The organism is Dactylosporangium sp. NPDC050588 (assembly GCF_040654975.1).
GTDB lineage: Bacteria > Actinomycetota > Actinomycetes > Mycobacteriales > Micromonosporaceae > Dactylosporangium > Dactylosporangium maewongense.
Genome location: NZ_JBFAJA010000042.1, coordinates 29,275 through 55,749, shown reverse-complemented (window position 1 = coordinate 55,749; position 26,475 = coordinate 29,275). Strand labels below are relative to the sequence as shown.

Genomic DNA, 26,475 nt, shown 5'->3' with positions numbered 1-26,475 from the left:
CGGTGGCCGGGACGATGTCCCGGCCACCGTTCTGTGCACCCGCCACGCGTCAGGTCAGGCCGAGCTCCCGGTCGATCAGGTCGAACATCTCCTCGTCGTCGGCCTCGTCCAGGCCCTCCGCCGCCTCGGCCGCCCCGTCGTCCCAGCGGCGCAACAGGCTCCGCAGCCGGTCCGCGACCTGCCGCCGGGTCTCCGGGTCGACGTCACCGTCGGGCAGCGCCGCCGCGAGCGCGTCCAGCGCCGCCAGCGGGCCGTCGCCGGTGTCCGGGACGAGCGCCGCGTCGAGGTGCCGGGCGAGCGCGGCCGGCGTCGGGTGGTCGAACACCACCGTCACCGGCAGCCGCAGCCCCGTCAGGGCGGTGAGCTTGTTGCGCAGGTCGACGGCGGTCAGCGAGTCGAAGCCGAGCTCGCGGAACGGCCGCGACGCGGCGACCGCGTCCGGGGTCGCGTGGCCCAAGGTGCCGGCGGCGTGGCTGCGGACCAGGTGCACCAGCTCCCGCTGCCGCTCGTCGGCGGTCAGGCCGAGCAGCCGCCGTGCCGGCTCGGGCCGCTGCGACCCGGGCTCGTCCCCGGCCGGAGCCGCGTCCGGGGACGCCGGAGACCCACCGATGTGCAGCTCGTCCAGCAGCGGGCGGTGCCTCGCCATCGAGTACAGGTCCGCGAACCGGGGCCAGTCGACCCGGGCCACGACCACCGCGGCCTCGCCGTGCTCGACCGCGTCCCGCAGCGCCGCGACCGCGTGCCGCGGGTCCATGCCGAGGATCCCGTGTCCGGCGAGCCGGGCGGACTCGCTCGCGTCGACCATGCCGCCCGCCGCCCAGGCGCCCCACGCGACGCAGGTCGCGGCCTGGCCGCGGTGCCGCCGGTGCCGGGCGAGCGCCTCGAGGTAGGCGTTGCCCGCCGCGTACGCCGCCTGGCCGAGGTTGCCCCAGACGCCGGCGCCGGAGGAGAACACGACGAACGCGTCGAGCGGCACGGCGGCCAGCAGCGCGTCGAGGTGCATCGCGCCCGCCGCCTTGCCGCGCAGTACCGCGGCCATGTCCGCCAGGCCGGTCCCGGTCAGGGGCCGCTCGTCGCCGGGCACCCCGGCCGCGTGCACGACCGCGGTGAGCGGCGCGCCCGCCGGCAGGTCCGCCAGCAGCCGGCGCACCTCCTCACGGTCGCCGACGTCGCAGGCCACCACGGTCGCCTCGGCGCCGAGGGCGGCGAGCTCCGCGACGAGGTCCGCGGCGCCGGGCGCCGCCATCCCGCGCCGGCTGGTCAGCACCAGGCGGGTCGCGCCGGCGCCGGCGAGCCAGCGCGCCACGTGCCCGCCGAGCGCCCCGGTGCCGCCGGTGACCAGCACCGTCCCATGTGGACGCCACGGGCGGCGCGGGCCGTCGGCGGCGAGCGGCGCCCGGACCAGCCGGCGGCCGAAGACGCCGCCGGGGCGGATCGCGACCTGGTCCTCGTCGCCGATCCCGGCCAGCACGGCGCACAGCCGCGCGGCCGCGGCGGCGTCCACCGTGGACGGCAGGTCGACGAGGCCGCCCCAGCCGTCCGGGTCGTCGAGCCCGGCGACGATGCCCATGCCCCACACGTGCGCCTGCGCCGGGCGGTGCAGCACGTCGCCGGCGCCGACGGAGACCGCCCCGCCGGTCGCGCACCACAGCTTCGCGCCGACGCCGGTGTCGTGCAGCGCCTGCACGAGCCCGACGTTGCCGGCCAGCCCCGAGGGCAGCTCCGGCACCGTGCGGTGCGGCGTCTCGTCCCAGGCCAGCAGCGACAGCACCCCGTCGACCGGGCCGTCCGCCACGGCACGGAGCCGCTCGGCGATCCTGTCCCGGTCCGCCTCGCCCGCCGGCAGCCGCAGCAGCTGGGCCTGGGCACCGTGGGCGGCGATCGCGGCGAGCACCACGTCCGCGGGACCGTCGAGGGCGCCCCCGGCCGACTCGTCGCCGGCGGCCACGACCAGCCAGCGGCCGGTGAGCCGGGCCTCCGCCGGCGCGGCGAGCGCGTCCCACCGCACCGCGTAGCGCAGCTCGTCGACGGCGGCCCGCACCCGCGACTCGTCGTGCCAGGTCCGCAGCGCCGGCAGGACCGCGGCGAGCGCCGCCGGGTCGGCCGACGTCGCGCCGGCCAGCCCGGTCACGTCGCCGCGCCGGACCGCGTCCCAGAACCAGTCGTCGGCGGGAGCGGCCACGGCGGTGCCCGCGGGCGGCGCGTCGAGCCAGAACCGGCGCCGCTGGAACGCGTACGTCGGCAGGTCCACGACGGCGCGGCCGGCGCCGAGCAGCGGCGTGAAGTCCACCGCGCAGCCACGCACGAACAGCTCCGCGACGGAGCGCGCGAAGCGGTCCGGCCCGCCGTCGCCGCGGCGCAGCGAACCGGCCACCACGTAGGCGCTGTCGGTGGCCGCGTCTGCGATCTCCTGGATCGGCACGGTCAGCACCGGGTGCGGGCTGCACTCCACGAACACCCGGAAGCCGTCCTCGACGAGCCGCTGCACGCTGTCGGCGAAGTGGACCGTCTCGCGCAGGTTGCGGTACCAGTAGCCGGCGTCCAGCTGGGGACCCGCGAGCCACTCCCCCGTCGCGGTCGACAGCATCGGCACCGAGCCGGGCACCCCGCGGACCGGCGCGAGCGCCTCCCGCAGCACCGCCTCGATCGACTCGACCTGCTCGGAGTGCGACGCGTAGTCGACCTCGACGAGCTTCGCCCGCACCCCGTCGGCGGCACAATCGGCCACGAACCGGTGCACTGCGTCGACGTCCCCGGCGACCACGACCGCCGTGGGCCCGTTCACGACGGCGACGCTCAGGCGGCCCGGGCAGGCGGCGATGCGGTCCCGCACGACGGCGACGGGCAGCGCGACCGACGCCATCGCTCCCCCGCCGGCGAGCGCGACGATCGCCTTGCTGCGCTCGGCGACGACCCGGGCGGCGTCGGGCAGGCTGAGCATCCCGGCGACGCAGGCCGCGGCGATCTCGCCCTGCGAGTGCCCGACGACGGCGTCGGGGCGGACGCCGTACGAACGCCACAGCGCGGCCAGGGACACCATCACCGCCCACGACGCGGGCTGCACGACGTCGACCCGGTCCAGGCCGGGCGCGCCGTCCTCGCCCCGCAGGACCGCGGTCAGCGACCAGTCGACGAACGGCGCCAGGGCCTCCTCGCACGCCCGCACCGACTCGGCGAACACCGGCGCGGCGTCCAGCAGCGCGGCGCCCATGCCGGCCCACTGGGCGCCCTGGCCGGGGAAGACGAACACGACCCGCCCGTCGACGTCGGCGACGCCCTGCACGACCGTGTCGGCGCCGCCCGCGAGCGCGGCGAGCCCGCCGGCCACCTCGGCGCGGTCCGAGCCGAGGACGACGGCACGGTGCGGCAAAGCGGCCCGCGTGGTCAGCAGCGACCAGCCGACGTCGGCCAGTGCCACACCATTGGCGTCGGCGGCGTCGGTACCGTGGTGCGCCCCGCCGATCGACTCCAGCAGCCGGTCCGCCTGCGCGGCGAGTGCCTTCGCCCCGTGCGCCGAGACCACGATCGGCACCAGCCCAGCGCTGGGTGCCTCCGCAAGTGCAGGCGAGTCGTCGGTGGGCGGCGGCTCCTCCACGATCACGTGGGCGTTGGTGCCGCTGATGCCGAACGACGACACCCCGGCGCGGCGCGGCCGCCCGCCCGCCGGCCACGGGCGGGCCCGGTCCAGCAGTCGAACGGTGCCGGACGACCAGTCGACGTGCGGCGACGGCTCGTCGGCGTGCAGGGTCCGGGGCAGCAGGCCGTGCTCCATCGCCAGCACCATCTTGATCACGCCGCCGATCCCGGCCGCGGTCTGCGTGTGCCCGACGTTGGACTTCAGCGAGCCCAGCCACAGCGGGTCCGCCGGGTCGCGCCCGGCACCGTACGTGGCCAGCAGCGCCTGCGCCTCGATCGGGTCGCCGAGCAGGGTGCCGGTGCCGTGGCCCTCGACCGCGTCGACCTCGGTCGAGGCGAGTCCCGCGGCGGCGAGGGCGGTGCGGATCACCCGCTGCTGCGACGGCCCGTTGGGGGCGGTGAGGCCGTTGGAGGCGCCGTCCTGGTTCACCGCGGTCCCGCGCACGACGGCGAGGATCCGGTGGCCGTTGGCCCGGGCGTCGGAGAGCCGCTCCAGCACCACCATGCCGGCGCCCTCGGCGAGGCCGAACCCGTCGGCGCCGGCCCCGAACGCCTTGCACCGCCCGTCGCGGGCGAGGCCGCGCTGGCGGCTGAAGCCGACGAACTGGGCCGGGGTCGACATCACCATCGCGGCGCCGGCGAGGGCCAGGTCGCACTCGCCGCGGCGCAGCGACTCCACCGCCAGGTGCAGGGCGACCAGCGACGACGAGCACGCGGTGTCGACGGTGACCGCCGGTCCCTCCAGCCCCAGCACGTAGCTGATCCGTCCCGACGCGACGCTCGACGCGCCGCCGGTGACGAGGTACCCCTCGAGGCCCGATGGGCCGGAAGCGCCGGCCTGCAGCCGGGAGCCGTACGCCTGGTCGGCCATGCCGACGAACACGCCGGTCCGGCTGTCGCGCAGCGACGTCGGGGCGATCCGGGCGTGTTCGGTGGCGTCCCAGGCGACCTCGAGCAGCAGCCGCTGCTGCGGGTCCATGGCGACCGCCTCGCGGGGGCTGATCCCGAACGCCTCGGGGTCGAAGTCGGCGGCGTCGTAGAGAAAGCCGCCGTCCCGCACGTACGTGGTGCCGGCCTGGTCGGGATCGGGGTCGTAGAGGGCGGCGAGGTCCCAGCCGCGGTCCGTCGGCATCGCCCCGACGGCGTCGACCTCGCCGGCGACGACCCGCCACAGGTCCTCCGGGCTCCGTACACCGCCCGGGTACCGGCAGCCGATGCCGACGATGACGACCGGGTCGTCGCGGTCGGCGGCCGTGACCGGCGCGGCGGCCGGCGCGTCCTGGGCCTCGCCGAACAGCGACGCGCGCAGGAACCGGGCCAGGTGCGCGGGCGTGGGGTGGTCGAACACGGCGGTCGCCGGCAGCCGCAGCCCGGTCGCGGCGTTGAGCGCGTTGCGCAGCTCGACCGCCGACAGCGAGTCGAAGCCGAGCTCCATGAACGCCCGGGAGCTCTCGACGGTGGCCGCGGACGCGTGCCCGAGGACCCGGGCGACCTGACCGCGGACCAGGTCGAGCAGGACCCGGTCCCGTTCGGTGCCGCCCGCTCCGGCGAGGTCGCGGGCGAGCGTGCCACCGCCACCCGTCGCGGCCGGTGACGGGGCCGCGTCCGCTAGGCGGCGGATCTCCGGCAGCGCGCCGATGAGCGGGCTGGGCCGGGCGCTGCCGAAGACGGCGGCGAAGCGCTCCCAGTCGACGTCGGCGACGGCGACCGTGGTGTCGTCGTGGTCGAGGACCTGCTGCAGGGCGTGCATCGCCGGCTCGGGGTCGATCAGCGGCACGCCACGGCGGCGCAGCGTGTCGGCGAGGGAGTCGGCGATCATGCCGCCGCCGGCCCACGGGCCCCACGCGATCGAGTGGGCGGCGACGCCGTCGGCGCGCTGCTGCTCGGCGAGGGCGTCGAGGTGGGCGTTCGCGGCCGCGTACGCGCCGTGGTCGCCGACGCCCCAGACCGCCGCGATCGAGGAGAAGTACACGACGGCGTCGAGGGCGGCCCGGTCCAGCAGGGCGTCGAGGTGCAGCGCCCCGGCGACCTTCCCGGCGGCGACCGACGCCATCCCGTCGGCGGTCAGGTCCGGCAGCGCGGCCAGGTCGGCGACGCCGGCGGTGTGCATGACGGTGGTGATCGGCTCGCCCCGCCCGGCGCAGTCGGCGACGAGCGCGGCGACGGCGTCCCGGTCGGCGACGTCGCACGCGACGACCCTCGCCTCGGTGCCCGCGGCGGCGAGCTCGGCGACGAGGTCGGCCGCGCCGGGTGCGTCGGCGCCGCGCCGGCTGGTGAGCACGAGCCGAGGGGCGCCGCCGGCGGCGAGCCACCGGGCCACGTGCCCGCCGAGGGCGCCGGTGCCGCCGGTGACGAGGACGGTCCCGGTCGGCCGCCACGCGCGGGTGGGTGCGGTCGTGCCGGTGCCGGCGTGGACGAGGCGCCGCCCGAAGACGCCGGTGGCGCGCACCGCGACCTGGTCCTCACCACCGAGCCCACCGAGCCCGGCGAGCACCGCGCACAGCCTGGCCGCCGCGCGGGCGTCCAGCGCCGCCGGCAGGTCGACGAGGCCGCCCCAGGTCCGCGGGAACTCCAGGGCCGCGACCCGGCCGAGGCCCCACGTCTGCGCCTGCGCGGGTGCGGCGAGCCGCTCGCCGTCCACGGCCACCGCGCCACGGGTCGCGCACCACAGCGGCGCGGCGGTGCCGAGGCCGGCGAGGGCCTGCAGGAGCAGCAGGTTCCCGGCGGGCGTCGATTCGTCGGTACCGAGCAGCGACAGCACCCCGTCGACGGGCTCCGCCAGTGCGTCACGCAGCGCGTCGGGGAGGTTCGCGAGGCCGGCGGCGAGGGTGCGCACGGTCGCGCCGTGGGCGGTCAGCGCGGCCTCGACCGGAGCGGCCGGCTCCGCCTCGGGGTGCACCACCAGCCACGTGCCGGTGAGGGTGACCGCGGACGGCTCGGGCAGCGCTTCCCAGCGGATCTTGTACCGCCAGCCGTCGACCAGGCCACGGACGGCCCGCCGCTCGTGCCAGGTGCGCAGCGCGGGCAGCACGGCGCCGACCGCGCCGGCGTCGGTGGCGAGGACCCCGGCCAACTCGGCCGCGTCCGAACGTTCGACGGCTTCCCAGAACTCGGCGTCGACGGTCCCGGCCGCCCCGGCCGCCGTGTCCGTGTCCTCCAGCAGCGGCGCGTCGAGCCAGTACCGCTGCCGCTGGAACGCGTACGTGGGCAGGGCGACGGTCCGCCGGCCGGGGCCGAAGACGCCGGTCCAGTCGACGGCCGCGCCGTGCGCCCAGGCGGCGCCGAGCGAGGCGAGGAACCTGTCCCGGCCGCCGTCGTCGCGGCGCAGGGTGCCGGTGACGAACGCGTCCCCGGTGTGGCCTTCGAGGGTCTCCTGGATCCCGACGGTGAGCACCGGGTGGGCGCTGACCTCGACGAACGTGGTCACGCCCGCGTCGGCGAGGTCGCGGACGGCGGCGGCGAACTCGACGGTGTGCCGCAGGTTGCGGTACCAGTAGTCCGCGCCGCCGACGGTGACACCGTCGAGGTCGGCGCCGACGGTCGAGCGCAAAGGAACGGTGGCGGGACCTGGGGCGACCGGGGCGAGCAGCTCCAGCAGCCGGTCCCGGATCGCCTCCACCTGCACACCGTGGGAGGCGTAGTCGACGTCGACGCGCCGCGTCCGTACACCCGCCGCAGCACACACCGCGGTGAACTCGTCGAGCGCGTCGGGCTCCCCGGACACCACCGCGGAGGTGGTGCCGTTGACGGCGGCGACGCCGAGCCGGCCCGCCCACGGCTCGATCCGCTGGGCGACGTCGGCGGCGGGCAGCGCCACCGACAGCATGCCGCCCTTCCCCGCGAGGGCGGACAGCGCCTGGCTGCGCAGCACCACGACGCGGGCGGCGTCGTCGAGCGAGAGGATCCCGGCGACGTACGCGGCGGCGATCTCGCCCTGCGAGTGCCCGACGACGACGTCGGGTTCGACGCCGGCGGCCCGCCACATCCCGGCGAGGGACACCATCACCGCGAACAGCACCGGCTGGACCACGTCGACCCGGCTCAGCGGGGGCGCGTCCGGTTCGCCGCGCAGGACGGCGGTCAGCGACCAGTCCACGAACGGCGCGAACGCCGCTTCACAATGGGCGATCGACGCCGCGAAGCCCGGGTCGGTGTCGAGGAGCCGCACGGCCATGCCGGCCCACTGCGAGCCCTGGCCGGGGAACACGAACGCGACCTTGCCGCCGGGCCGGGCGACCGCGCCGGGCACTGCGCCGCCGGCGATCCGCAGCAGCTGCTCGCGGACGTCGTCGTGGTCGGCACCGACGACGACCGCCCGGTGCGGCAGGGCGGCGCGGGTGCTGGCGAGGGACCAGCCGACGGCGCCGAGGTCGGGCGCGGGGTCGGCGTCGAGGAAGCCGGCGAGGCGGCCGGCCTGGGCCCGCAGCGCCGCGTCCCCGCGCCCGGACACCACGATCGGCACCGGCCCTGACGTGGGCTCGGCGGGGTCGTCGGCGTCCTGCGGTGCCTCCAGGATCACGTGCGCGTTGGTGCCGGAGACCCCGAACGACGACACGGCGGCGCGGCGCGGCCGGCCGGTCTCCGGCCACGCGACCGCGTCGCGCAGCAGCTCGACCCGGCCCTCGGACCAGTCGACGTGGGTGGAGGGCGCCGACACGTGGAGGGTCTTCGGCAGCACGCCGTGGTGCATGGCGAGGACCATCTTGATGACGCCGCCGACGCCGGCGGCCGCCTGGGTGTGCCCGACGTTCGACTTCAGCGAGCCCAGCCAGAGCGGGTCGCCGTCGCCGCGGTCCCGGCCGTAGGTGGCGAGGATCGCCTGCGCCTCGATCGGGTCGCCGAGGGCGGTGCCGGTGCCGTGCGCCTCCACCGCGTCCACATCGGACGGTGACAGCCCGGCGTCGGCGAGCGCGGCGCGGATCACCCGCTGCTGCGACGGGCCGTTCGGGGCGGTGAGGCCGTTGGACGCGCCGTCCTGGTTGAGCGCGGAGCCGCGCACGACGGCGAGGACCCGGTGGCCGCGGGCCCGGGCGGTGGACAGCCGCTCCAGCACGAGCATGCCGGCGCCCTCACCCCAGCCGGTGCCGTCGGCGTCGTCGGAGAACGCCTTGCAGCGCCCGTCGGGCGAGAGGCCGCGCTTGCGGCTGAACTCCATCAGCACGCCCGGCGTCGACATGACGGTGACCCCGCCGACGAGCGCGAGCTCGCACTCGCCGCCGCGCAGCGCCCGCGTCGCCAGGTGCAGCGCGACGAGCGACGACGAGCAGGCGGTGTCGACGGTGACGGCCTGCCCCTCCAGCCCGAGGGTGTAGGCGACGCGGCCGGACGCGACGCTGGTGAGGCTGCCGGTCAGCAGGTAGCCGTGCATGCCGTCGGCGGGGCGGTGCAGCGCCGGGCCGTAGTGGGTGTAGGGCACGCCGACGTAGACACCGCCGGGCCGGCCGGCCACCGACAGCGGGTCGATGCGCGCGGATTCGAGGGCCTCCCAGGCGACCTCGAGCAGCAGCCGCTGCTGCGGGTCCATGCCGAGGGCCTCGCGGGGGCTGATGCCGAAGAACGCGGGGTCGAACTCGGCGGCGCCGTGCAGGAACGACCCGTGCCGGGTGCAGCACTTCCCGACCGCGTCGGGGTCCGGGTCGTAGAGGTCGGTCCGCCAGCCACGGTCGGTGGGGAACGTGCCGACGGCGTCGGAGCCGGCCGCGACGAGCCGCCAGAGGGCTTCGGGTGTGTCGACGCCGCCCGCGTACCGGCAGCTCATGCCGACGATCACGACCGGGTCGTCGGCGCCGTCGGAGGCGGCCCGCGCGAACGTCACCTGTTCCTCGGAGGTCGGGCCCAGCAGCGAGTCGCGGAGGAAACCGGCGACGGCGGCCGGGGTCGGGTAGTCGAACAGCAGGGTCGCCGGGATGCGGACGCCGGTCGCGACCGCCAGCTCCTCCCGCAGCCGGGTGCCGATCGCCCGGTACACGCCGAGCTGGCGGAACGCGAGCCCGGCGTCCACCGGCCCGGGCTTGCCGGTGGCGGCCACGACCGCGGACCGGACCACGTCGAGAAGTATCCGGTCCCGGTCGGCGTCGCCCGCGGCGAGCAGCCGGGCGAGCAGGGACGGCTGGTCGTCGAGCGCCATGAGCGGCACCGCCTTCGCAAGAGGGGGTCTGGTGGAGGAGCGCTCAGGCGCTCTGGTGTTCCATCGCGCGGCGCAGGCTCAGCGGACGCATGTCGGTCCAGACCTCGTTGACGTGGGCGAGGCACTCGTCCCGGGCACCGGTGAAGCCGGCGTCCTTCCAGCCGGCGGGGATGTCGCGGCCCTCGGCCCAGATCGAGTACTGCTCCTCGTCGTTGACCACCACGGTGTAGCGGCGGGTCTCGTCGTCGGTCATGCCACTGTCCCTTCGAAGGCGAGCGTTGCAACAGGAATGTCAGCGCAGGGCGAGCTCGTCGGCGAGCCGGCCGAGGACGAGCTCCGCGTGGCCGAGGACGGCGAAGTGGTCCCCGGGCAGGATCCGGCGGTCGAACCGGCCGGTGGTCACCGCGGCCCAGCCGTCGACGTCCTCGGCGCTGCTGACGGTGTCGCCGGCGCCGACGTACGCGCTGACGGGGCAGGTGAGCGGCGGGCCGGGTTCGGGGACGTACCCTTCGACCATCGCCATGTCGGCCCGCAGCACCGGCAGGTAGATCTCGGCGATCTGCGGGTCGTCGAGCACCTCGGCGGGGATGCCGCCGTGCCGGGCCTGCATCGCCCGGCCGAACTCGAGGTCCGGCAGGTGGCTGAGCGCCGGCATGCGGGCGGCGCCACCCGGCGGTTTCGCCCCGGCCACCACCAGGCGGGTCGGCGACGGCAGGTGGTCGCGGCGCAGGTGCCGGGCCAGCTCGTAGGCGACGAGCGCGCCCATGCTGTTGCCCAGCAGCGCGAACGGCACGTCCAGGGCGGGCAGCAGCGCCTCGGCGAGGTCGGGGACGAGGTCGACGACGCCGGTCGGCAGCGGCTCGCCGAAGCGGGACTCGCGGCCGGGCAGCTGGACCGGGCACACCTCGAGGCCGTACGGCAGGTGCTGCTGCCATGTCCGGAACGCGGACGCGGCGCCGCCGGCGTGCGGGAAGCAGAACACCCGCAGCACGGTGTCGCTCGCCCGCCGCCGGTTCGGCAGCCAGGGGTTGGGCATGAGGTCACTCACCGGCGGTCACCGTCTTCGCTGGAGCTGGAGCTGGAGCTGGAGCTGGAGCTGGAGCTGGAGCGGGAACTTGGGACTGTGGCGTCGTGGACATCGAACGGGCGGCAGCAGCGGGTGCCCGGGTCGGCGACGACCTCGGCGAGCAGCGCCGTGTACCGCTCGGCGAGCCGGGCGACGGTCGCGTCGTCGAACAGGTCGACGCTGTATTCGAGCAGCCCGTCGACGCCGAGGCAGGCGCCGCCGGGGCCGAGCCGCTCGCGCAGCATCAGGTTGAGGTCGAACTTCGCCGTCGTCGACGGGGCCGGCTCGATCCGCATCCGCAGGTCCGGCAGCTCCAGCGCGCCGCGGCCGGTGTCGTCGGCGACGATCATCACCTGGAACAGCGGGTGCCGGGCGCCGGACCTGGCCGGGTTCAGCGCCCGCACCAGGTGGTCGAAGGGCACGTCCTGGTGGGCGTAGGCGTCGAGGTCGGCGTCGCGGACCCGGGCCAGCAGGTCGGTGAAGGACGGGTCGCCGGAGGTGTCGGTGCGCAGCACGACGGTGTTGACGAAGATGCCGACGAGGTCGTCGAGGGCCGGGTCGGTCCGCCCGGCGGCGGGGGTGCCGAGCGGGATGTCGGTGCCGGCGCCGGCGCCGGTGAGCAGCGCCGCGAGGGCCGCCTGGGCGACCATGAAGACGCTGGCCCGGTGGCCGCGGGCGAGCGCCGCCATGCCGTCGTGGACCTCGGCGGGGACGGTGAAGCGGACCCCGCGGCCGGCGGACGTCGGCACGGCGGGCCGGGGCCGGTCGAACGGCAGCGCCAGCTCCGCCGGGGCCTTCGCCAGTGCGCGCCGCCAGTACGCGGTCTGCCGGGACAGCAGGCTGCGGGTGTCGCGCGGGTTGCCGAGCAGCCGCTGCTGCCACAGCGTGTAGTCGGCGTACTGGGCCGGCAGCGGCTCCCACCGGACCGGGTCGCCGGCGACCCTGGCGGCGTAGGCGCGAGCGAGGTCGGTGGCGAGCGGCACCATCGACCAGCCGTCGCAGGCGATGTGGTGCAGCACCAGGCGCAGCACGTGCTCGTCCGGGGCGGCCGTCAGCAGCCACGCGCGCAGCGGCAGGTCCTGCTCCAGGCGGAAGGTGGTGGCGAGGGCGTCGTCGAGGTCCCGGGCGCCGTCGACGACGGTCAGCTCGACGCCGGCGTCCGCCGCCGGCACGATCCGCTGGGCGGCGACGCCGTCGATCTCGACGACCGTGGTCCGCAGGCTCTCGTGCCGGGCGACGACGTCGCGCAGCGCCCCGGCGAGCGCCGCGGTGTCGAGGGCGCCGGTCAGGTGGATCGTCAGCGGCACGTTGTAGGTGGCGCTGGGGCCGGTCAGCCGGTACAGGAACCACAGCCGCTGCTGGGCGAAGGACAGCGGCACGGCATCGGGGCGCGGCGCCGGCACCAGCGGCGGGCGGGTGCTGCCGGTCGCGCCGTCGACGAAGGCGGCGAGCCCGGCCGGGGTCGGCGCCTCGAACACCGCCCGGACCGGCACCTCCACCCCGAGGTCGGCGCGGAGACGGGCAACGAGGCGGGTGGCCAGCATCGAGTGGCCGCCGAGGGCGAAGAAGTCGTCGTCGACGCCGATCCCGGGCCGGTCCAGGACCTCCTCCCAGACCCGCAGCATCGCGGCTTCGGCGGCGGTGCGCGGCGCCACGTAGGTCGCGGCGACGGGCCGCACCGGCAGCTCGGCGAGGGCCCGTTCGTCGGTCTTGCCGCTGGTCAGCTCCGGCAGCGCGGGCATGAGGACGAGGAACGCCGGCACCATGACCGCCGGCAGGACCGCCCGCAGCCGCTTGAGCAGCCCGGCGGCCTGGGGGGCCGGGGCGGCGCCGTGGGCGGCGTAGCCGACGAGCGCGGGTTCGCCGTCGACCGGCCGCACGAGGACCGCCGCGTCGAGGACGCCGGGCAGCTCCCGCAGCACCGCGGCGACCTCGCCGGGCTCGATCCGCACCCCGCGCAGCTTCACCTGGGCGTCGGCGCGGCGCACGAACAGCAGCTCGCCGTCGCCGGTCCAGCGGACGAGGTCGCCGGTGCGGTACAGCCGCCCGCCGGGCGGCCCGAACGGGTCGGGGACGAACGCGGCGGCGGTCAGGCCGGGCCGGTCCAGGTAGCCGTGGGCGAGCCCGGCACCGCCGAGGTACAGCTCGCCGGTCGCGCCCGGCGGGACCGGGCGGAGCCGCTCGTCGAGGACGTAGGCGCGGGCGCCACGGATCGGACGGCCGATCGGGACGTGGCGCGGCAGCTCACCGCGGCGGGTCCGCCAGGCGGTGGCCTCGATCGCCGTCTCCGTCGGCCCGTACAGGTTGAGCAGCTCGACGTCGAGCAGGTCCAGGCACCTGCCGGCGAGCTCGGCGGAGAGCGCCTCGCCGCCGCAGAGGACGCGGCGCAAGGTCGTACACCTGCCGGCGCCGACGACGTCGAGGAACTGCCGCAGCGTGGTCGGCACGAACTTCGCCGACGTCACCGCGAACCGCTCGATCGCGCGGACGAGGTAGTCGGGGTCGCGGTGCCCGTCGGGGTCGGCCAGGACGATGGTGGCGCCGGCGGCGAGGGTGCCGAACAGCTCCAGCAGCGCCGGGTCGAAGGTGAGCGGGGTCTTGAACAGCACCCGGTCCGACGGGGTGACGGGGGCGGCGGCGACGTACCAGCGCAGGGTGTTGACGACGGCCGCGTGCGGCACGACGACGCCCTTCGGGCGGCCGGTGGAGCCGGAGGTGTACAGCACGTACGCCTCGTCGCCGGGCAGCGCCTCCACCAGGGCCTCCATGAGGGCCGCGGGCGCGGGCGGGTCGTCGGCGCCGTCGACGAGCAGGACCGGCACGTCCGGCAGCAGGTCGCGGTGCGCCGCGTCGGTGACCACGACGGCGGGGCGGGCGTCCCGCAGCAGCCGCTCGATGCGGGCCGCCGGGGCGTCGAGGTCGACGGGCACGAACCCGGCCCCGGCCTTGCCGGCGGCGAGCGCGGCGGCGACGAGACCGGCGCCGCGGGGCAGCGCCAGGGCGACCCGCCCGTCCCGGCCCGCACCGGCCGCGCGGAGCCTGGCCGCGAGCGCGCCGGCCCGGGCGTCCAGCTCGGCGTAGGTGACCGTGCCCTCGGCACCGTCCAGCGCCACCGCGTCCGGGGTCCGCCGGACCTGCGCCTCGACGAGCGCGGGCAGCGTCGCGGGCTCCGGTGTCGCGGGCTCCGGTGACGACGGCGGTGCCGTGCCGGTCCAGCGGTGCAGCACCAGGTCCCGTTCGGCGTCGTCCATGACGTCCAGGTCGGCGCAGCGCGTGTCCGGGTCGGCGGCGGCCGCGGCCAGGACCCGCAGCAGGCGGGTGGTGAGCCGGGTGGCGTCGGCGTGGTCGAAGCGGTCGGTGCGGTAGCGCAGCTCGGCCCGGATGCCGTCGCAGCGCCCGCCGGGGCCGTGCCGCTCGCGCAGCACGAGGACCAGGTCGAACTTCGCGGTCGCCGCCGCCAGGGGCTCCTCGGTGACCCGCAGGCCGGGCAGCTCGGCGTGCACCTGCTCGGTGCCGTCGGCGACGAGCATCACCTGGAAGAACGGGTGCCGGCCGTCGACGCGGGGCGGGTTCAGGGCGAGGACTAGGTGCTCGAACGGCACGTCCTGGTGGGCGAACGCGGCGAGGTCGGTGTCGCGGACCCGGTCCAGCAGCTCCCGGAAGGTCGGGTCGCCGGAGGTGTCGGTGCGCAGGACGAGGGTGTTGACGAAGAAGCCGACGAGGTCGTCGAGGGCCTCGTCGAGGCGGCCGGCGACGGGGCTGCCGATCGGGATGTCGGTGCCGGCGCCGAGCCGGGTGAGCAATGCGGCGAGGGCCGCCTGCACGACCATGAAGACGCTGCCCCGCGCGTCCCGGGCCAGCCGGGCCAGGCCGGCGTGCAGCGCGGCGTCGACGGCGAAGCCCACGCCCGCACCCGCACTCTCGCCCGCGCCCTCGCTCACAGTGCCGGGGATGTCGAGGGCGGCCGGCGCGCCGGCCAGGACGGTCCGCCAGTGCGCGACCTGCCGGCTCAGGACGCTGTCGGGGTCGGTCTCGGCGCCGAGCAGCCGCTGCTGCCAGAGGGTGTAGTCGGCGTACTGGACCGGCAGCGGCTCCCACCGTGGCGCCGCACCGTCGCGGCGGGCGGCGTAGGCGGCGGTGAGGTCGCGGGCCAGCGGCGCCATCGACCACGCGTCGGCGGCGATGTGGTGCAGCACCGCGACGACGACGTGCTCGCCGGCGCCGAGCGCGAACAGGTGCACCCGCAGCGGCAGCTCGGCGGTGAGGTCGAACGGCCCGTCCGCGGCGGCGGCGACCGCGGCCGGCAGGTCGGCGGGGTGCACCGACGAGGTCAGGAACGGGACGCGGACCGCGGCGGCGGGCGCGACCTGCTGCACGGCGGTGCCGTCGACGGTGCGCACCGTCGTGCGCAGCGTCTCGTGCCGGGCGGCGACGTCGTGGAACGCGGCCCGCAGCGCGTCGCGGTCCAGGGGGCCGGTGAGCCGCAGCGCGAGGGGGATGTTGTACGTCGCGGCGGGCCCCTCGAACTCGTGCAGGAACCACAGCCGCTGCTGCGCCGGCGACAGCGGCACGGCCGGCGGGCGGACGGCCGCGGCGGTCAGCGCGGGCCTGACCCCGGCGACCACCCGGCCGCGGCCCGCGTCGAGGGCGGCACCGAGGGCCGCGCCGATGCCGCGGGCCAGGCCGGCGATCGTCGGCGTCTCGAACAGCGCCCGGATCGTCAGCTCCAGGCCCAGCGCGGTGCGGACCCGGCTGACCAGCCGCGTCGCCAGCAGCGAGTGCCCGCCGAGGGCGAAGAAGTCGTCCTCGACGCCGATCCGCTCGCGGCCGAACACGTCGGACCACACGCCGGCGAGCCGCTGCTCCAGGTCGGTGCGGGGGGCGACGTACTCGCGCCGGGCGACCTGGACGCCGTCGGTGCCGCGGGCCAGCAGCGCGGCCCGGTCGACCTTGCCGTTGCGGCTGGCCGGCAGCGCGTCGTGCAGCACGTAGCCGTCGGGCACCATGTACCGCGGCAGCCGCCCGCCGAGCTGCTCGTGCCAGCCGGCGAGCTGTCTGCCGGCGTCCGGGTCGCCGGTGGCGACGTGGGCGATGAGCCGGTCGTCGCCGTCGGTCTCGCCCCGGTGCGGCAGGACGACGACCTCGGTCGCGCCGGTGACCGCGCGCAGCGCCGCCTCCACCTCGCCGAGCTCGATGCGGTAGCCGCGGATCTTCACCTGGTGGTCGCGGCGGCCGAGGTACTCGATGGTGAGGCCGTCGCCGCGGCGGCGGTAGCGGGCCAGGTCGCCGGTGCGGTACAGCCGCGCGCCCGGCGTCGACGGGAACGGGTGCGGGACGAACGCCGCCGCGGTCAGGTCCGGGCGGCCGGCGTAGCCGCGGGCGAGGCCGCCGCCGACGTACAGCATGCCGGGCACGCCGACGGGGACGGGCCGCAGCTCGTCGTCGAGCACGTAGGCCTCGGCGTTGGGGTACGGCCCGCCGATGAGGCACAGCGCGCCGCCGTCCGCCGCTTGGTCGTGCACGAGGTAGGTGCTGTCGATCGTGGCCTCGGTCAGGCCGTAGGAGTTGACGACCTCCCCGCCCGGGCCGAGCAGCGCCCGCATCCTGACGAGGTCGTCGGCGTGCACCAGGTCGGAGCCGACGATGAGCAGCCGCAGGTCGGGCAGGCGCGCGCCGGTCGCGGCGGCGTGCTCGGCGAGGCGGCGGGCGACGAGCGGCACGAACTCGGCGCAGTCGACGGCCTCCCGCCGCAGCAGCTCCAGCAGCGGCTCGGGCTGCAGCAGCAGGTCGCGCGGGCACAGCACGAGCCGGGCGCCGTTGCACAGGGCGCGGGTGAGGTCGCCGACGAAGACGTCGAAGCCGAAGTTGGCCATCTGCAGCACGGAGGTGACGCGGCCCGGCAGCCGGTACGCCTGGTCCCAGCCGCGCTGCACGCCCAGCAGCGCGTCGTCGGCGACCATGACGCCCTTGGGCCGGCCCGTCGACCCGGACGTGTAGATGACGTAGGCGAGGGCACCCTCCGGCCGGCGGGCCTTCGCGGGGCTGTCCTCCGCGGTGAGGTCGTCGAGGCGGACGCTGGTGCCGTCGAACTGCGCGGCCAGGGCGGCGGTGGTGACCGCGACGCGGACCCCGGCGTCGGCGGCGACCGCGGCGCGGCGGGCGGCGGGCTGGTCCGGGTCGAGGGCGACGAACGCCGCCCCGGCCTTCCACACGCCGAGGACCGCGACGACCAGGTCGGCACCGCGGGGCAGCAGCACGCCGACGCGGTCCTCGGCCCCGACGCCTTCGCGGCGCAGCCGCCCGGCGAGCGCCCCGGCGCGCGCGTCGAGGTCCACATAGGTCAGTCGCTCGGCGCCGTGCACGACCGCGGTCGCGTCCGGGCTCGCCGCCGCCTGCCGCTCGATCAGCTCCAGGACGTTGCGGGCGGCGACCGGCGCCGTCAGCGGCCCGCGCCCGGCGGCGAGCAGTTCCCGGCGCTGCCCCGGCGGGGTCAGCTCCAGGGTGTCGACGCGGTCGCCGGGGTTGGCGGTCAGGCCGCGCAGCACGTGCTCGTACATGGCCGCGAAGCCCCGCACGGTCACCGCGTCGAACAGGGCGGTGTCGTACTCGAAGACGACGGTGAGGTCGCGCTCGACGACGAGCATGTCGACGAACAGGTCGACCTTCGCGACCGCCGCGGGCGGGGTCACGACGGAGGCGCGCAGCCCGGTCGGGTGCGGCATGACCCGGGCCCGGTCGAGGTTGAAGAACGTCCGCAGCAGCGGCGCGGGGTCGGCGCCTTCGCCGCGGAGCAGATCGATGCTGAAGTCGGGGTGGTCGTAGGCGCCGACGAGCGCCTGCTGGACGGCCCGCACCTGCTCGGCGAACGTGGCGGCGCCGTCGCGGGCCAGCCGGACCGGCAGCACCGTGTTGCAGTGCCCGACGAGCACGTCCGCGCCGGGGTGGTCGCGATGGGCGACCGGGATGCCCACGACGATGTCGTCGTCGCCGGTGAGCCGGTGCAGCAGGTGCGCGTACGCGGCGAACAGCACCGTGAACAGGGTGGTGCGCAGCTCGCGGGCCCGGGTCGCGGCGAGGCCGGCGACGGCCGGGTCCAGGGGCAGGTCGATGCGGGCCGCGCGGCCGGCACCGCGGGCGGGCCGGGGCCGGTCCAGCGGCAGCTGCAGCACGGGCCGCGGCCCGCGGAACCGTTCGGTCCAGTACGACGCCGCCGCCTGCCCGGCCGGGCCGTCACGGCGGGCCGCCTGGCGCGCGACGTGGTCGCGGTAGGCCGGGGCGGGCACCAGTCCCGCGGAGACGCCGGTGCGCAGCTGCTCGTACAGGCGCAGCAGCTCGTCGATGACGACCACGAACGACCATCCGTCCACGACGCTGTGGTGGACGAGCAGGTGCAGCTGATGGTGCTCGGGCGCGAGGCGCAGCAGCGCGGCGCGCAGCAGCGGCCCGCGCGTCAGGTCGAACGTCTCCTGGACCCGGCCGTCGAGCCACTCGGCGCGCCCGGTGCCGGCGTCCACGACGGGCAGCTCCACCGGCGCGGGCGGCAGCACCCGCTGCCAGGACCCGTCCGCGGCGAACACGGTGCGGAGGCTGTCGTGCCGCGCCACCACCGTCTCCAACGCGCGGCGCAGCGTCTCGGGGTCGAGCGGCCCGGCGAGGTCCAGCAGCACGGTCTCGTTGTAGGCCTGCGACGAGGCGTCGCCGAGCTGGTCGAGGAACCAGATCTCCCGCTGCGTCGACGACAGGGGGTAAGGCGCATCGTTCAGCGGCGGCGGCTGCTGTACGGCCACCGCCACCGCCTCAGGTGCGGCTTCGGCCGGTGCCTCACTGATCAGCGCGTACACGTGGGCCATGACGCGCGCGTGCACGTCCAGCAGCCGCTCGACCGATGCTTCCAGCTCGGTCCGTAACGTCCCGTCATCCGTCGGCCGCACAGGTCCCCCGTCTCGATGGTGCCCGCGACTGACCGTAGGCGGTGGGTATTAACAAGTTCCCTAGTCCACGTCGTGTTGCCTGTCTGCAGACGTGGCGTGCCGGCGCCCCGCGCCGCGACGGAGGGGACCCCCGATGAGCACCAGCACCAGCCCGGAGTTCCTGCCGACCGACGTGCGGACCCTGGTGGAGCAGCGGCTGGCGCGGCTCACCGCCGGCCCGCCGAAGCCGGCGATCACACCCGGCAGCGGGCCCCGCCCGGCCTCCCCCGCCCAGCAGCGCCTGCTCTTCCTCGAACAGCTCGACCCAGGCACGCCGACCTACCACGTGATCTTCACCCTGCAAATCGACGGCCCGCTCGACCCGGACGCCGTGGAGGCGTCGCTGCGCGGCATCGAGGAGCGGCACGAGGTCCTGCGCACGACGTACCGGCGCACCGGCACCGGCGAGGAGCAGGTGACCGGGCCGGTCGGGCTCCGGCTGCGCCGCCTGGACCTGCCCGGCGCCACCGAAGCGCGGCTGGACGAGCTGACCCGCGACGAATACGAGCGGCCGTTCGACCTCCGCGAGGGACCGGTGTGGCGGGCCGTGCTCGCCCGCACCGCCGAGGACCGGCACCACCTGGTGCTCACCGTGCACCACATCGCCTTCGACGGCTGGTCCGTCGACGTCTTCGCCCGGGAGCTGTCCGCCGGCTACGCCGCCGCCCTGGGCACCGGCCCGGCGGTCAAGGCCCCGGCGGTCCAGTACGCCGACTACGCCGCCTGGCAGGCGCACCGCCTCGCCACCGGCGGCTTCGACGGTCAGCTGGCGTACTGGACCGGCCGGCTCGCCGACGCCGCCCAGCGCATCGAGCTGCCGTCGCCGGGCCCCGGACCGGCCGGGAACACGGGCGGTGGCCGGCTGCGGGCCAGGGTCGGCGCCGACGTCACCGCCGCGGTCCGGGCCCTCGCCCGCGCCCACGGCGCCACCCCGCACGTGGTGCTGCTGGCGGCCCTGCACGCGCTGCTGCACCGGTACAGCGGGCAGCGCGACATCCTCGTCGGCACCCCCGTCGCCAACCGCGTCCTGCCGGAGGTCGAGCCACTCATCGGCCTGTTCGTCAACACGGTCGTGGTCCGTGCCGACGTCGCGCCGCTGCTGCCGTTCGCGGCGCTGCTGGACCAGGTCCGCGACGCGGCCGCCGCCGCGCAGGCCCACCAAGACGTGCCGTTCGAGCAGGTGGTCGCGGCGCTGCCGGTCGACCGCGACACCGGCGCGACGCCGCTGGTGCAGGTCATGTTCGACTGGAACAGCTCCGCCGCCCGGACCGGCACCACGGTGCGGCTCGGACCACCCGACCGCGCGGCCCGGATGACCCTGGTCGAGCGGTTCCGGCCGGACACCGCGAAGTTCGACCTGGTCGTCGCGGTCAGCGAGCTCGCCGACGGGCTCGAGGTCGAGCTGGAGCACCGCCGTGACGTGTGGGACGAGCCGGCGGCGCGCCGCGCGATGCGCCACTACCTGAGCCTGCTCGCCGCCGCGGCCGCCGACCCTGGGCTGCCGGTGGACCGGCTGCCGCTGCTGGACGACGCCGAGCGCGCGCTGGTGACCGCGGCGTGGCAGGGCCCGGTCAAGGCGCACGCCGACCGGCCCGACCTCACCGCCCGTATCGCCGCCCGCCGCGACAGCGACGCGGTGGCGCTGGTGCAGAGCGGCCGCCAGGTCACCTACCGGGAGCTGATGGCCCGGGTCGACCGGCTCGCCGCCCACCTGCGCGACGCCGGCGCCGCCCCGGACCGGCCCGTCGGCGTGCTGCTGCACCGCGGCATCGACCTCGTCGTCGCGATCGTCGCGATCGTGCGGGCCGGCGCGCCGTACCTGCCGCTGGACCCCGACCACCCGGCCGACCGCACCGCGACCGTCGTGCGGGACGCCGGCGCCGCCCTCGTCGTCACCGACACCACGCTCGCCGGGATCCTCGCTCCTGACGTCACGGCCGTCTGCGTCGACGCCGAGCGCGACCGGATCGCGGCCCGGCCCGACCGGTGCACCGACCCGGAGATCCTGCCCGAGCACCTCGCCTACGTCTTCTACACCTCCGGCTCCACCGGCCGGCCCAAGGGCGTCATGGTCAGTCACCGAGCCGCCCACAACCAGGTGCACTGGCAGGTCGACCGGTTCGCGCTCGGCCCCGACGCGACTGTGCTGTTCAAGACCAACGTCACGTTCGACGACTCGGTGGTGGAGATCTTCGCCGCGCTGAGCAGCGGCGCCCGGCTGGTCATCGCCGAGCCCGGCGGCCACCGCGACCCGGCCTACCTGCGCTCGCTGCTCGCCGCCGAGCAGGTCACCTACGTGCGGTTCGTGCCGACGATGCTCGCGGCGCTGCTGGCGTACGGCGGCGACACCCCGCTGCCCGCGCTGCGGGTGGTCAAGAGCGCCGGCGAGGCACTGACCCCCGACCTGCGAGCCAGGTTCCTCACGTCGCTCGGCGCTGAGCTCTACAACGCCTACGGCCCGACGGAGACCGCGGTCAACGTCACCGCCGACCGCTGCCGGCTCGACGGCGACCCGCGGGTGCCGATCGGCGCCGCCACCACCAACGTGCGCTGCTACGTGCTGGACGCCGACCTCCAGCCGCAGCCCGTCGGCGTGCCCGGCGAGCTGTGCATCGGCGGGGTGCAGCTGGCCCGCGGCTACCTCGGCCGGCCCGACCTCACCGCCGACCGGTTCGTGCCCGACCCCTTCGGTCCGCCCGGCGGCCGGCTGTACCGCACCGGCGACCTGGTCCGGTGGCGCGACGACGGCCTCATCGACTTCCTCGGCCGGCTCGACCGGCAGGTGAAGCTGCGCGGCTTCCGGGTCGAGCTCGGCGAGATCGAATCGGTGCTCACCGAACGCGTCCGGCACGCCGCCGTCGTCGCCCGCGACGACCGTCTCGTCGCGTACGTGACCCCGGGCGACACCCCGCCCGACCCCGCCGAGCTGCAGCGCTGGCTGCGGACCCGGCTGCCGGAGTACATGGTGCCCGCCGTCGTCATGGTGCTGCCGGCGCTGCCGCAGCTGTCCAGCGGCAAGGTCGACCACCGGCAGCTGCCCGACCCGCCGGACGCCGCATCCGACCCCGTCGCCTACGCCGCCCCGCGGGGCGACACCGAGGCGGCGCTCGCCGCGCTGTGGGCGGAGGTCCTCGGCCTCGAACGGGCCGGCCGCGACGACGACTTCTTCGCCCTCGGCGGGCACTCGATCCTCGCGGTGCGGCTCCTCGCCCGGGTCCAGCAGACCCTCGGCGTCGACGCGCCGCTGAAGTGGGCGTTCGACGCGCCCACCCCGGCCCGGTTTGCGGTCCTGCTGGACCGGGCGGCCGCCGCCGGCCCGCCGCTGCCCGCGGTCACCGCCGCGACCGGCCCGGTGCCGGAGCTGTCGGCGACCGAGGCCGGGATGTGGCTCGTCGACCAGCTCCACCCGGCCGACCCGTCCTACGTGGTGCCGGTCGTCAGCCGGCTCCGCGGCCCGCTCGACGCCGACGCGCTCGTGGTCGCGCTGACCGCGCTGCCGAAGCGGCACGAGGCCCTGCGGACCACGTTCACCGCCGACGGCGGCACGCCCCGCCGGGTCGTCGCCGACCGGATCGACGCCACCGTCCACCGGCACGACCTGCGGCACCTGCCGGAGCCGGACCGGGCGGCCGCGCTCGCGGCGCTCGTCGGCGACGTCACCGGCACCGGGTTCGACCTGGCGGCCGCGCCGCTGATGCGGGCGGCCCTGATCGCCGTCGCCGGCGACGAGCACGTCCTGGCGCTCGCGTTCCACCACGCGGTCGTCGACGCCTGGTCGATGAACGTCCTGCACGACGACCTCGTCGCCGCCTACGAGGCCGCCGCCGAGGGCCGGCCGCAGCCGCCGGTGCCGGCCCGCCGCACCCCCGCGGACTACGCGCGCTGGCAGCAGGGCCTCGCCGGCGGCGACCGGCTCGGCGCGGAGCTCGCGTACTGGCGGGACCGCCTGCGGGACCTGCCCGCCGGACCCGACCTGCCCGCCGACCGGCCCCGCCCGGCCGCACCCGACCCCGCCGGATCCGCGCACCGCTTCACCGTGCCCGCGCCGGTCGCGACCGCGCTGCGGGACCTCGCCGCGGCCGAGGGCGGCACCCCGTTCATGGCGCTGCTCGCCGGCTACGTGACGCTGTTGCACCGGTGGACCGGCAGCCGCGACGTCGTCCTGGCGATGCCGGTCGCCGACCGGGCCCGCCCGGAGCTGGAGCAGGTCGTCGGCGCGCTGCTCAACACCGTCCTGCTGCGGGTGCGGGTGTCCGGCGCGGGGACGTTCCGGGGGCTGCTGCGCGACGTGCGGGCCGCGGTCGTCGAGGCGTACGAGCACCGGCAGCTGCCGTTTGCCCGGCTCGTCGAGGCGCTGCGGCTGGACGCGGCGGCGCTCACCCGGTACACCGTGACCATCGACCAGGCGCCGGCCGTGGCGACCCTGGCCGGTGGGGTGACGCTGCACCCGGAGCCGTTCGTGCCGTCCGCGGCGAAGGCCGAGCTCAACCTGTCCTTCGAGGACGGGCCCGACGGGCTCGCGGGGTCGCTGGTGTACCAGACGGCCCGCTTCGACGCCGACCGCATCGCCCGCACCGCCGGGCACCTGCTGACGCTGCTCGACCGCGCCACCGCCGACCCCGACACGCCCCTGTCCCGCCTCGACCTGCTCGACCCGGCGCAGCGGGAGGCGCTCACCGGCGAGGAGCCCGCGGAGCGGCCCACGCCGACCTGCCTGCACACCCTCGTCGACGACGAGATCGCCCGCCGCCCCGATGCCGTCGCCCTGTGCACGGGCGCCGGCGCGGTCACCTACCGGCAGCTCGGCGAGCGCGCCGCCGACCTCGCGGGACGGCTGCGCGCCAACGGGGTGCGCGGCGGTCACGTCGTCGGCATCGCGCTCCCCCGCGGCGCGGACCAGGTCGTGGCCGTCCTCGCCGTGCTGCGGACCGGCGCCGCGTACGTCGCGCTCGACCTGCGCCACCCCCAGGCCCGGCGGGACGCCGTCCTGCGCGACAGCGGCGCCCACAGCCTCGTCACCGAGGGCCTCGCCGTGCGGCGCCTCGACCCCGCCGCCCCCGCCCTGTCCGGTGACGGCCGGCCGAGGCCGCGGTCGGTGGCCTACCTCGCCTACACCTCCGGGTCGACCGGGACACCGAAGGGCGTCCGCACCCCGCACGCCGCCGCGGCCGGCTACCTCACCGGCTACCTGCTGCCGACGTTCCGGCTCGGCCCCGGCGACACCGTCCTGCAGCTGCCGGCGCTCGCGTTCGACGCGTCGGTCCGGGACCTGCTCGGGCCGCTCGCCGCCGGCGCCCGCGTCGTGCTGCCCGCCGACGAGCAGGCCACCGACCCGGCCGCCATCCTCGACGCGATCGACCGCGACGGCGTCACCTGCCTGCTCAGCGTCGTGCCGACCCTGCTGCGGGCGCTGCTCGCCGAGGCCGCGTCCCGGCCCGGCACCGGGGAACGGCTGCGGCTGGTCCTCACCGCCGGGGAGGTCCTCGACCGGCACGACGCCGCCCGCACCCGGGCCCTGTTCGCCGGGCGGCCCGCGGTCGTCAACCAGTACGGGCCGACCGAGGCCACCATGACCACCACCTGGCACCCCGTCGATGCTTCGCCGGACCAGCGCGGCGGCGCCCCGATCGGCCGGCCCGCGCCCGGCGCCCGGGTGTGGCTCGTCGACGCCGCCGGTGACCTCGCCGCCACCGGCGTGCCCGGCGAGGTGTGGATCGGCGGCGACCGGCTCGCCGACGGCTACCACGGCCGGCCGGACCTGACCGCGGCGAGCTTCGTGCCCGACCCGTTCTCCGGGGTGCCGGGCGCCCGCGCGTACCGCACCGGCGACACCGCCGTCCGCGACGCCGACGGGGTGCTGCACTTCGTCGGCCGCGACGACGACCAGGTGAAGATCCGCGGCAACCGGGTCGAGCCCGGCGAGGTCGAGGCGGTCCTGCGCGGCCTGCCCGGCGTCGCCGAGGCGGCCGTCGTGGTCACCGGGTCGCCGGCCCGGCTGGCCGCCTTCGTGGCACCCGCCGGGGTCGACGCCGTCGCGCTCCGGGCCGCGCTGCGCGAGCTGCTGCCGGAGCACCTGGTGCCCGCGACCCTGCACGCCGTCGCCGCGCTGCCCCGCACCACCAACCAGAAGGTCGACCGGAAGGCCCTGGCAGCGGTGCCGCTCCCGGCCCCGGTCGCCGACCCGCCGCGGACCGAGACCGAGCGCCGGGTCGCCGCCGTGTTCCAGGAGGTGCTCGGCACCGAGCTGCCGGACCGCGGGCCGTGCGGGCGCGACGACGACTTCTTCGCCCTCGGCGGGCACTCGCTGCTCGCCGCCCGCCTCGCCGCGGCGCTGCGGGCGGCGTTCGGCCGGGACGTGCCGCTGCGGGCGGTCTTCGACCTGCGCACCGTCGCGGCGATCGCGGCCGCCGTCCCGTCCTCCTCCACTGTGGACATCCACGGTTCCACAGTGGAGGGCGGCACCGGCCGGCCGACGCCGGCACAGGAGGCCATGCTGCGGCACAGGGACAGCGGCGCGGCGTACCACATCGGCTTCGCCGCCCGGCTGCACGGCGACCTGGACGCCGTCGCCCTGGCGCGGGCCGTCGACGCCGTCGTGGCCCGGCATCCGGCGCTGCGCACCAGGTTCCCGGTCACCGGCGGGCACCTGAGCACGGTCGTCGAGCCGGTGCTGCCGGCCGAGATCACGGTCCACCAGACCGGCGACGCGGCATTGCTGGAAGCCGATCTGCGCCGCCCGTTCGACCACCACGACGGCCCCATGCTGCGGGCCACCGTCGTCCGCGGCGGCGACGGCACGCACCTGTTCGGCATCGCCGTGCACCACGCCGTCGCCGACGGATGGTCGCTGAGCGTCATCCAGCGCGACATCGTCGCGTACTACGCCCACTTCACCGGCGGCGCCCGGCCGGCGCTGCCCCCGGTCGCGGGCTTCTCCCCGCGCGTCGCCTCGGACCTCGCTTTCTGGGACGACCGAATCGGCGGGATACCCGTCGACGTGGCCGCCGCACCCGACCGGCCCCGGACCGCGACCTGGTCGCTGGCCGGCGCCACGCACCGCTTCACGCTCCCGGCCGAGCTGTCCGCGGCCGTGCGGGCGGCGGCCGACGCGACCGGCGCCACCACCTTCATGGTGCTGTTCGCCGCGGTGCAGGTGTGGCTGGCCCGGCAGTCCGGCGCCGAACGGTTCCTGGTCGCGGTGCCCGTCGCCGGCCGGGACACGGCGACGCAGGACGAGGTCGGCCCGTTCGCCGATGTCGCGCCGGTGCCGGCGGACGTCACCGGGGCACCCACGTTCCCGGAGCTCGTCGCGCGGGTCCGCGCCACGATGCTCGCGATCTGGGAGCACCAGGGGACCCCGTTCGAGGTGCTCGCCGACCGCCACGACCCGGCCGCGCGCGCCGGCGACCGGCCCCCGCTGTGCCGGTTCATGTTCGCGATGCAGAACCTGCCGCCGGGCGCGGAAGACCTGCCCGGGCTGCGGCTCGAACGGGTCGACGTGGACCGCGGCACGTGCCGCTACGACCTGCACCTGCGCTGCCGCGAGACGGCGGACGGCATCAGCGGCTGGATCGAGTACAGCACCGCCCTGTACGACGCCGCGACCGTGGCACGCCGCCTCGACGACCTGTTCGCGCTGCTCGGCGACCTGACCTCGGAAACGGAAGGTGCCTGAC

Annotated in this window: 5 protein-coding genes; 1 reads left to right on the top strand and 4 read right to left on the bottom strand. The window is 76.8% G+C overall.

Annotated elements, in window-relative coordinates:
• Positions 1-49: 49 nt before the first annotated feature.
• The 4 genes from AB0I21_RS27985 to AB0I21_RS27970 are packed head-to-tail and all read right to left on the bottom strand — an operon-like array spanning position 50 to position 18,760.
• A complete protein-coding gene (locus tag AB0I21_RS27985) occupies positions 50-9,763 on the bottom strand; it encodes a type I polyketide synthase (protein ID WP_360565524.1) in 9,714 nt (3,237 codons plus the stop codon).
• 43 nt (positions 9,764-9,806) lie between these two features.
• Complete coding sequence (locus tag AB0I21_RS27980; RefSeq protein WP_344506573.1) at positions 9,807-10,016, bottom strand: MbtH family NRPS accessory protein; 210 nt, start codon at positions 10,014-10,016, stop codon at positions 9,807-9,809.
• 39 nt (positions 10,017-10,055) lie between these two features.
• Positions 10,056-10,811, bottom strand: coding sequence for an alpha/beta fold hydrolase (locus AB0I21_RS27975; RefSeq protein WP_360565521.1), 756 nt, complete (start codon positions 10,809-10,811; stop codon positions 10,056-10,058).
• Complete coding sequence (locus AB0I21_RS27970; protein WP_360565520.1) at positions 10,808-18,760, bottom strand: amino acid adenylation domain-containing protein; 7,953 nt, start codon at positions 18,758-18,760, stop codon at positions 10,808-10,810. Before AB0I21_RS27970 ends, AB0I21_RS27975 begins: the two co-directional genes overlap by 4 nt.
• Positions 18,761-18,893: 133 nt before the next feature.
• On the opposite strand from AB0I21_RS27970, the gene AB0I21_RS27965 reads away from it, so the two are divergent.
• On the top strand, positions 18,894-26,474 hold the full coding sequence (locus tag AB0I21_RS27965; protein WP_360565518.1) for an amino acid adenylation domain-containing protein: 7,581 nt from the start codon (positions 18,894-18,896) through the stop codon (positions 26,472-26,474).
• The last annotated feature ends 1 nt before the right edge of the window (position 26,475 follow it).

Coding starts and splice junctions, on each gene's coding strand:
- AB0I21_RS27985 (WP_360565524.1), bottom strand. CDS start 9,763: ATGGCGCTCGACGACCAGCCGTCCCTGCTCGCCCGGCTGCTCGCCGCG.
- AB0I21_RS27980 (WP_344506573.1), bottom strand. CDS start 10,016: ATGACCGACGACGAGACCCGCCGCTACACCGTGGTGGTCAACGACGAG.
- AB0I21_RS27965 (WP_360565518.1), top strand. CDS start 18,894: ATGAGCACCAGCACCAGCCCGGAGTTCCTGCCGACCGACGTGCGGACC.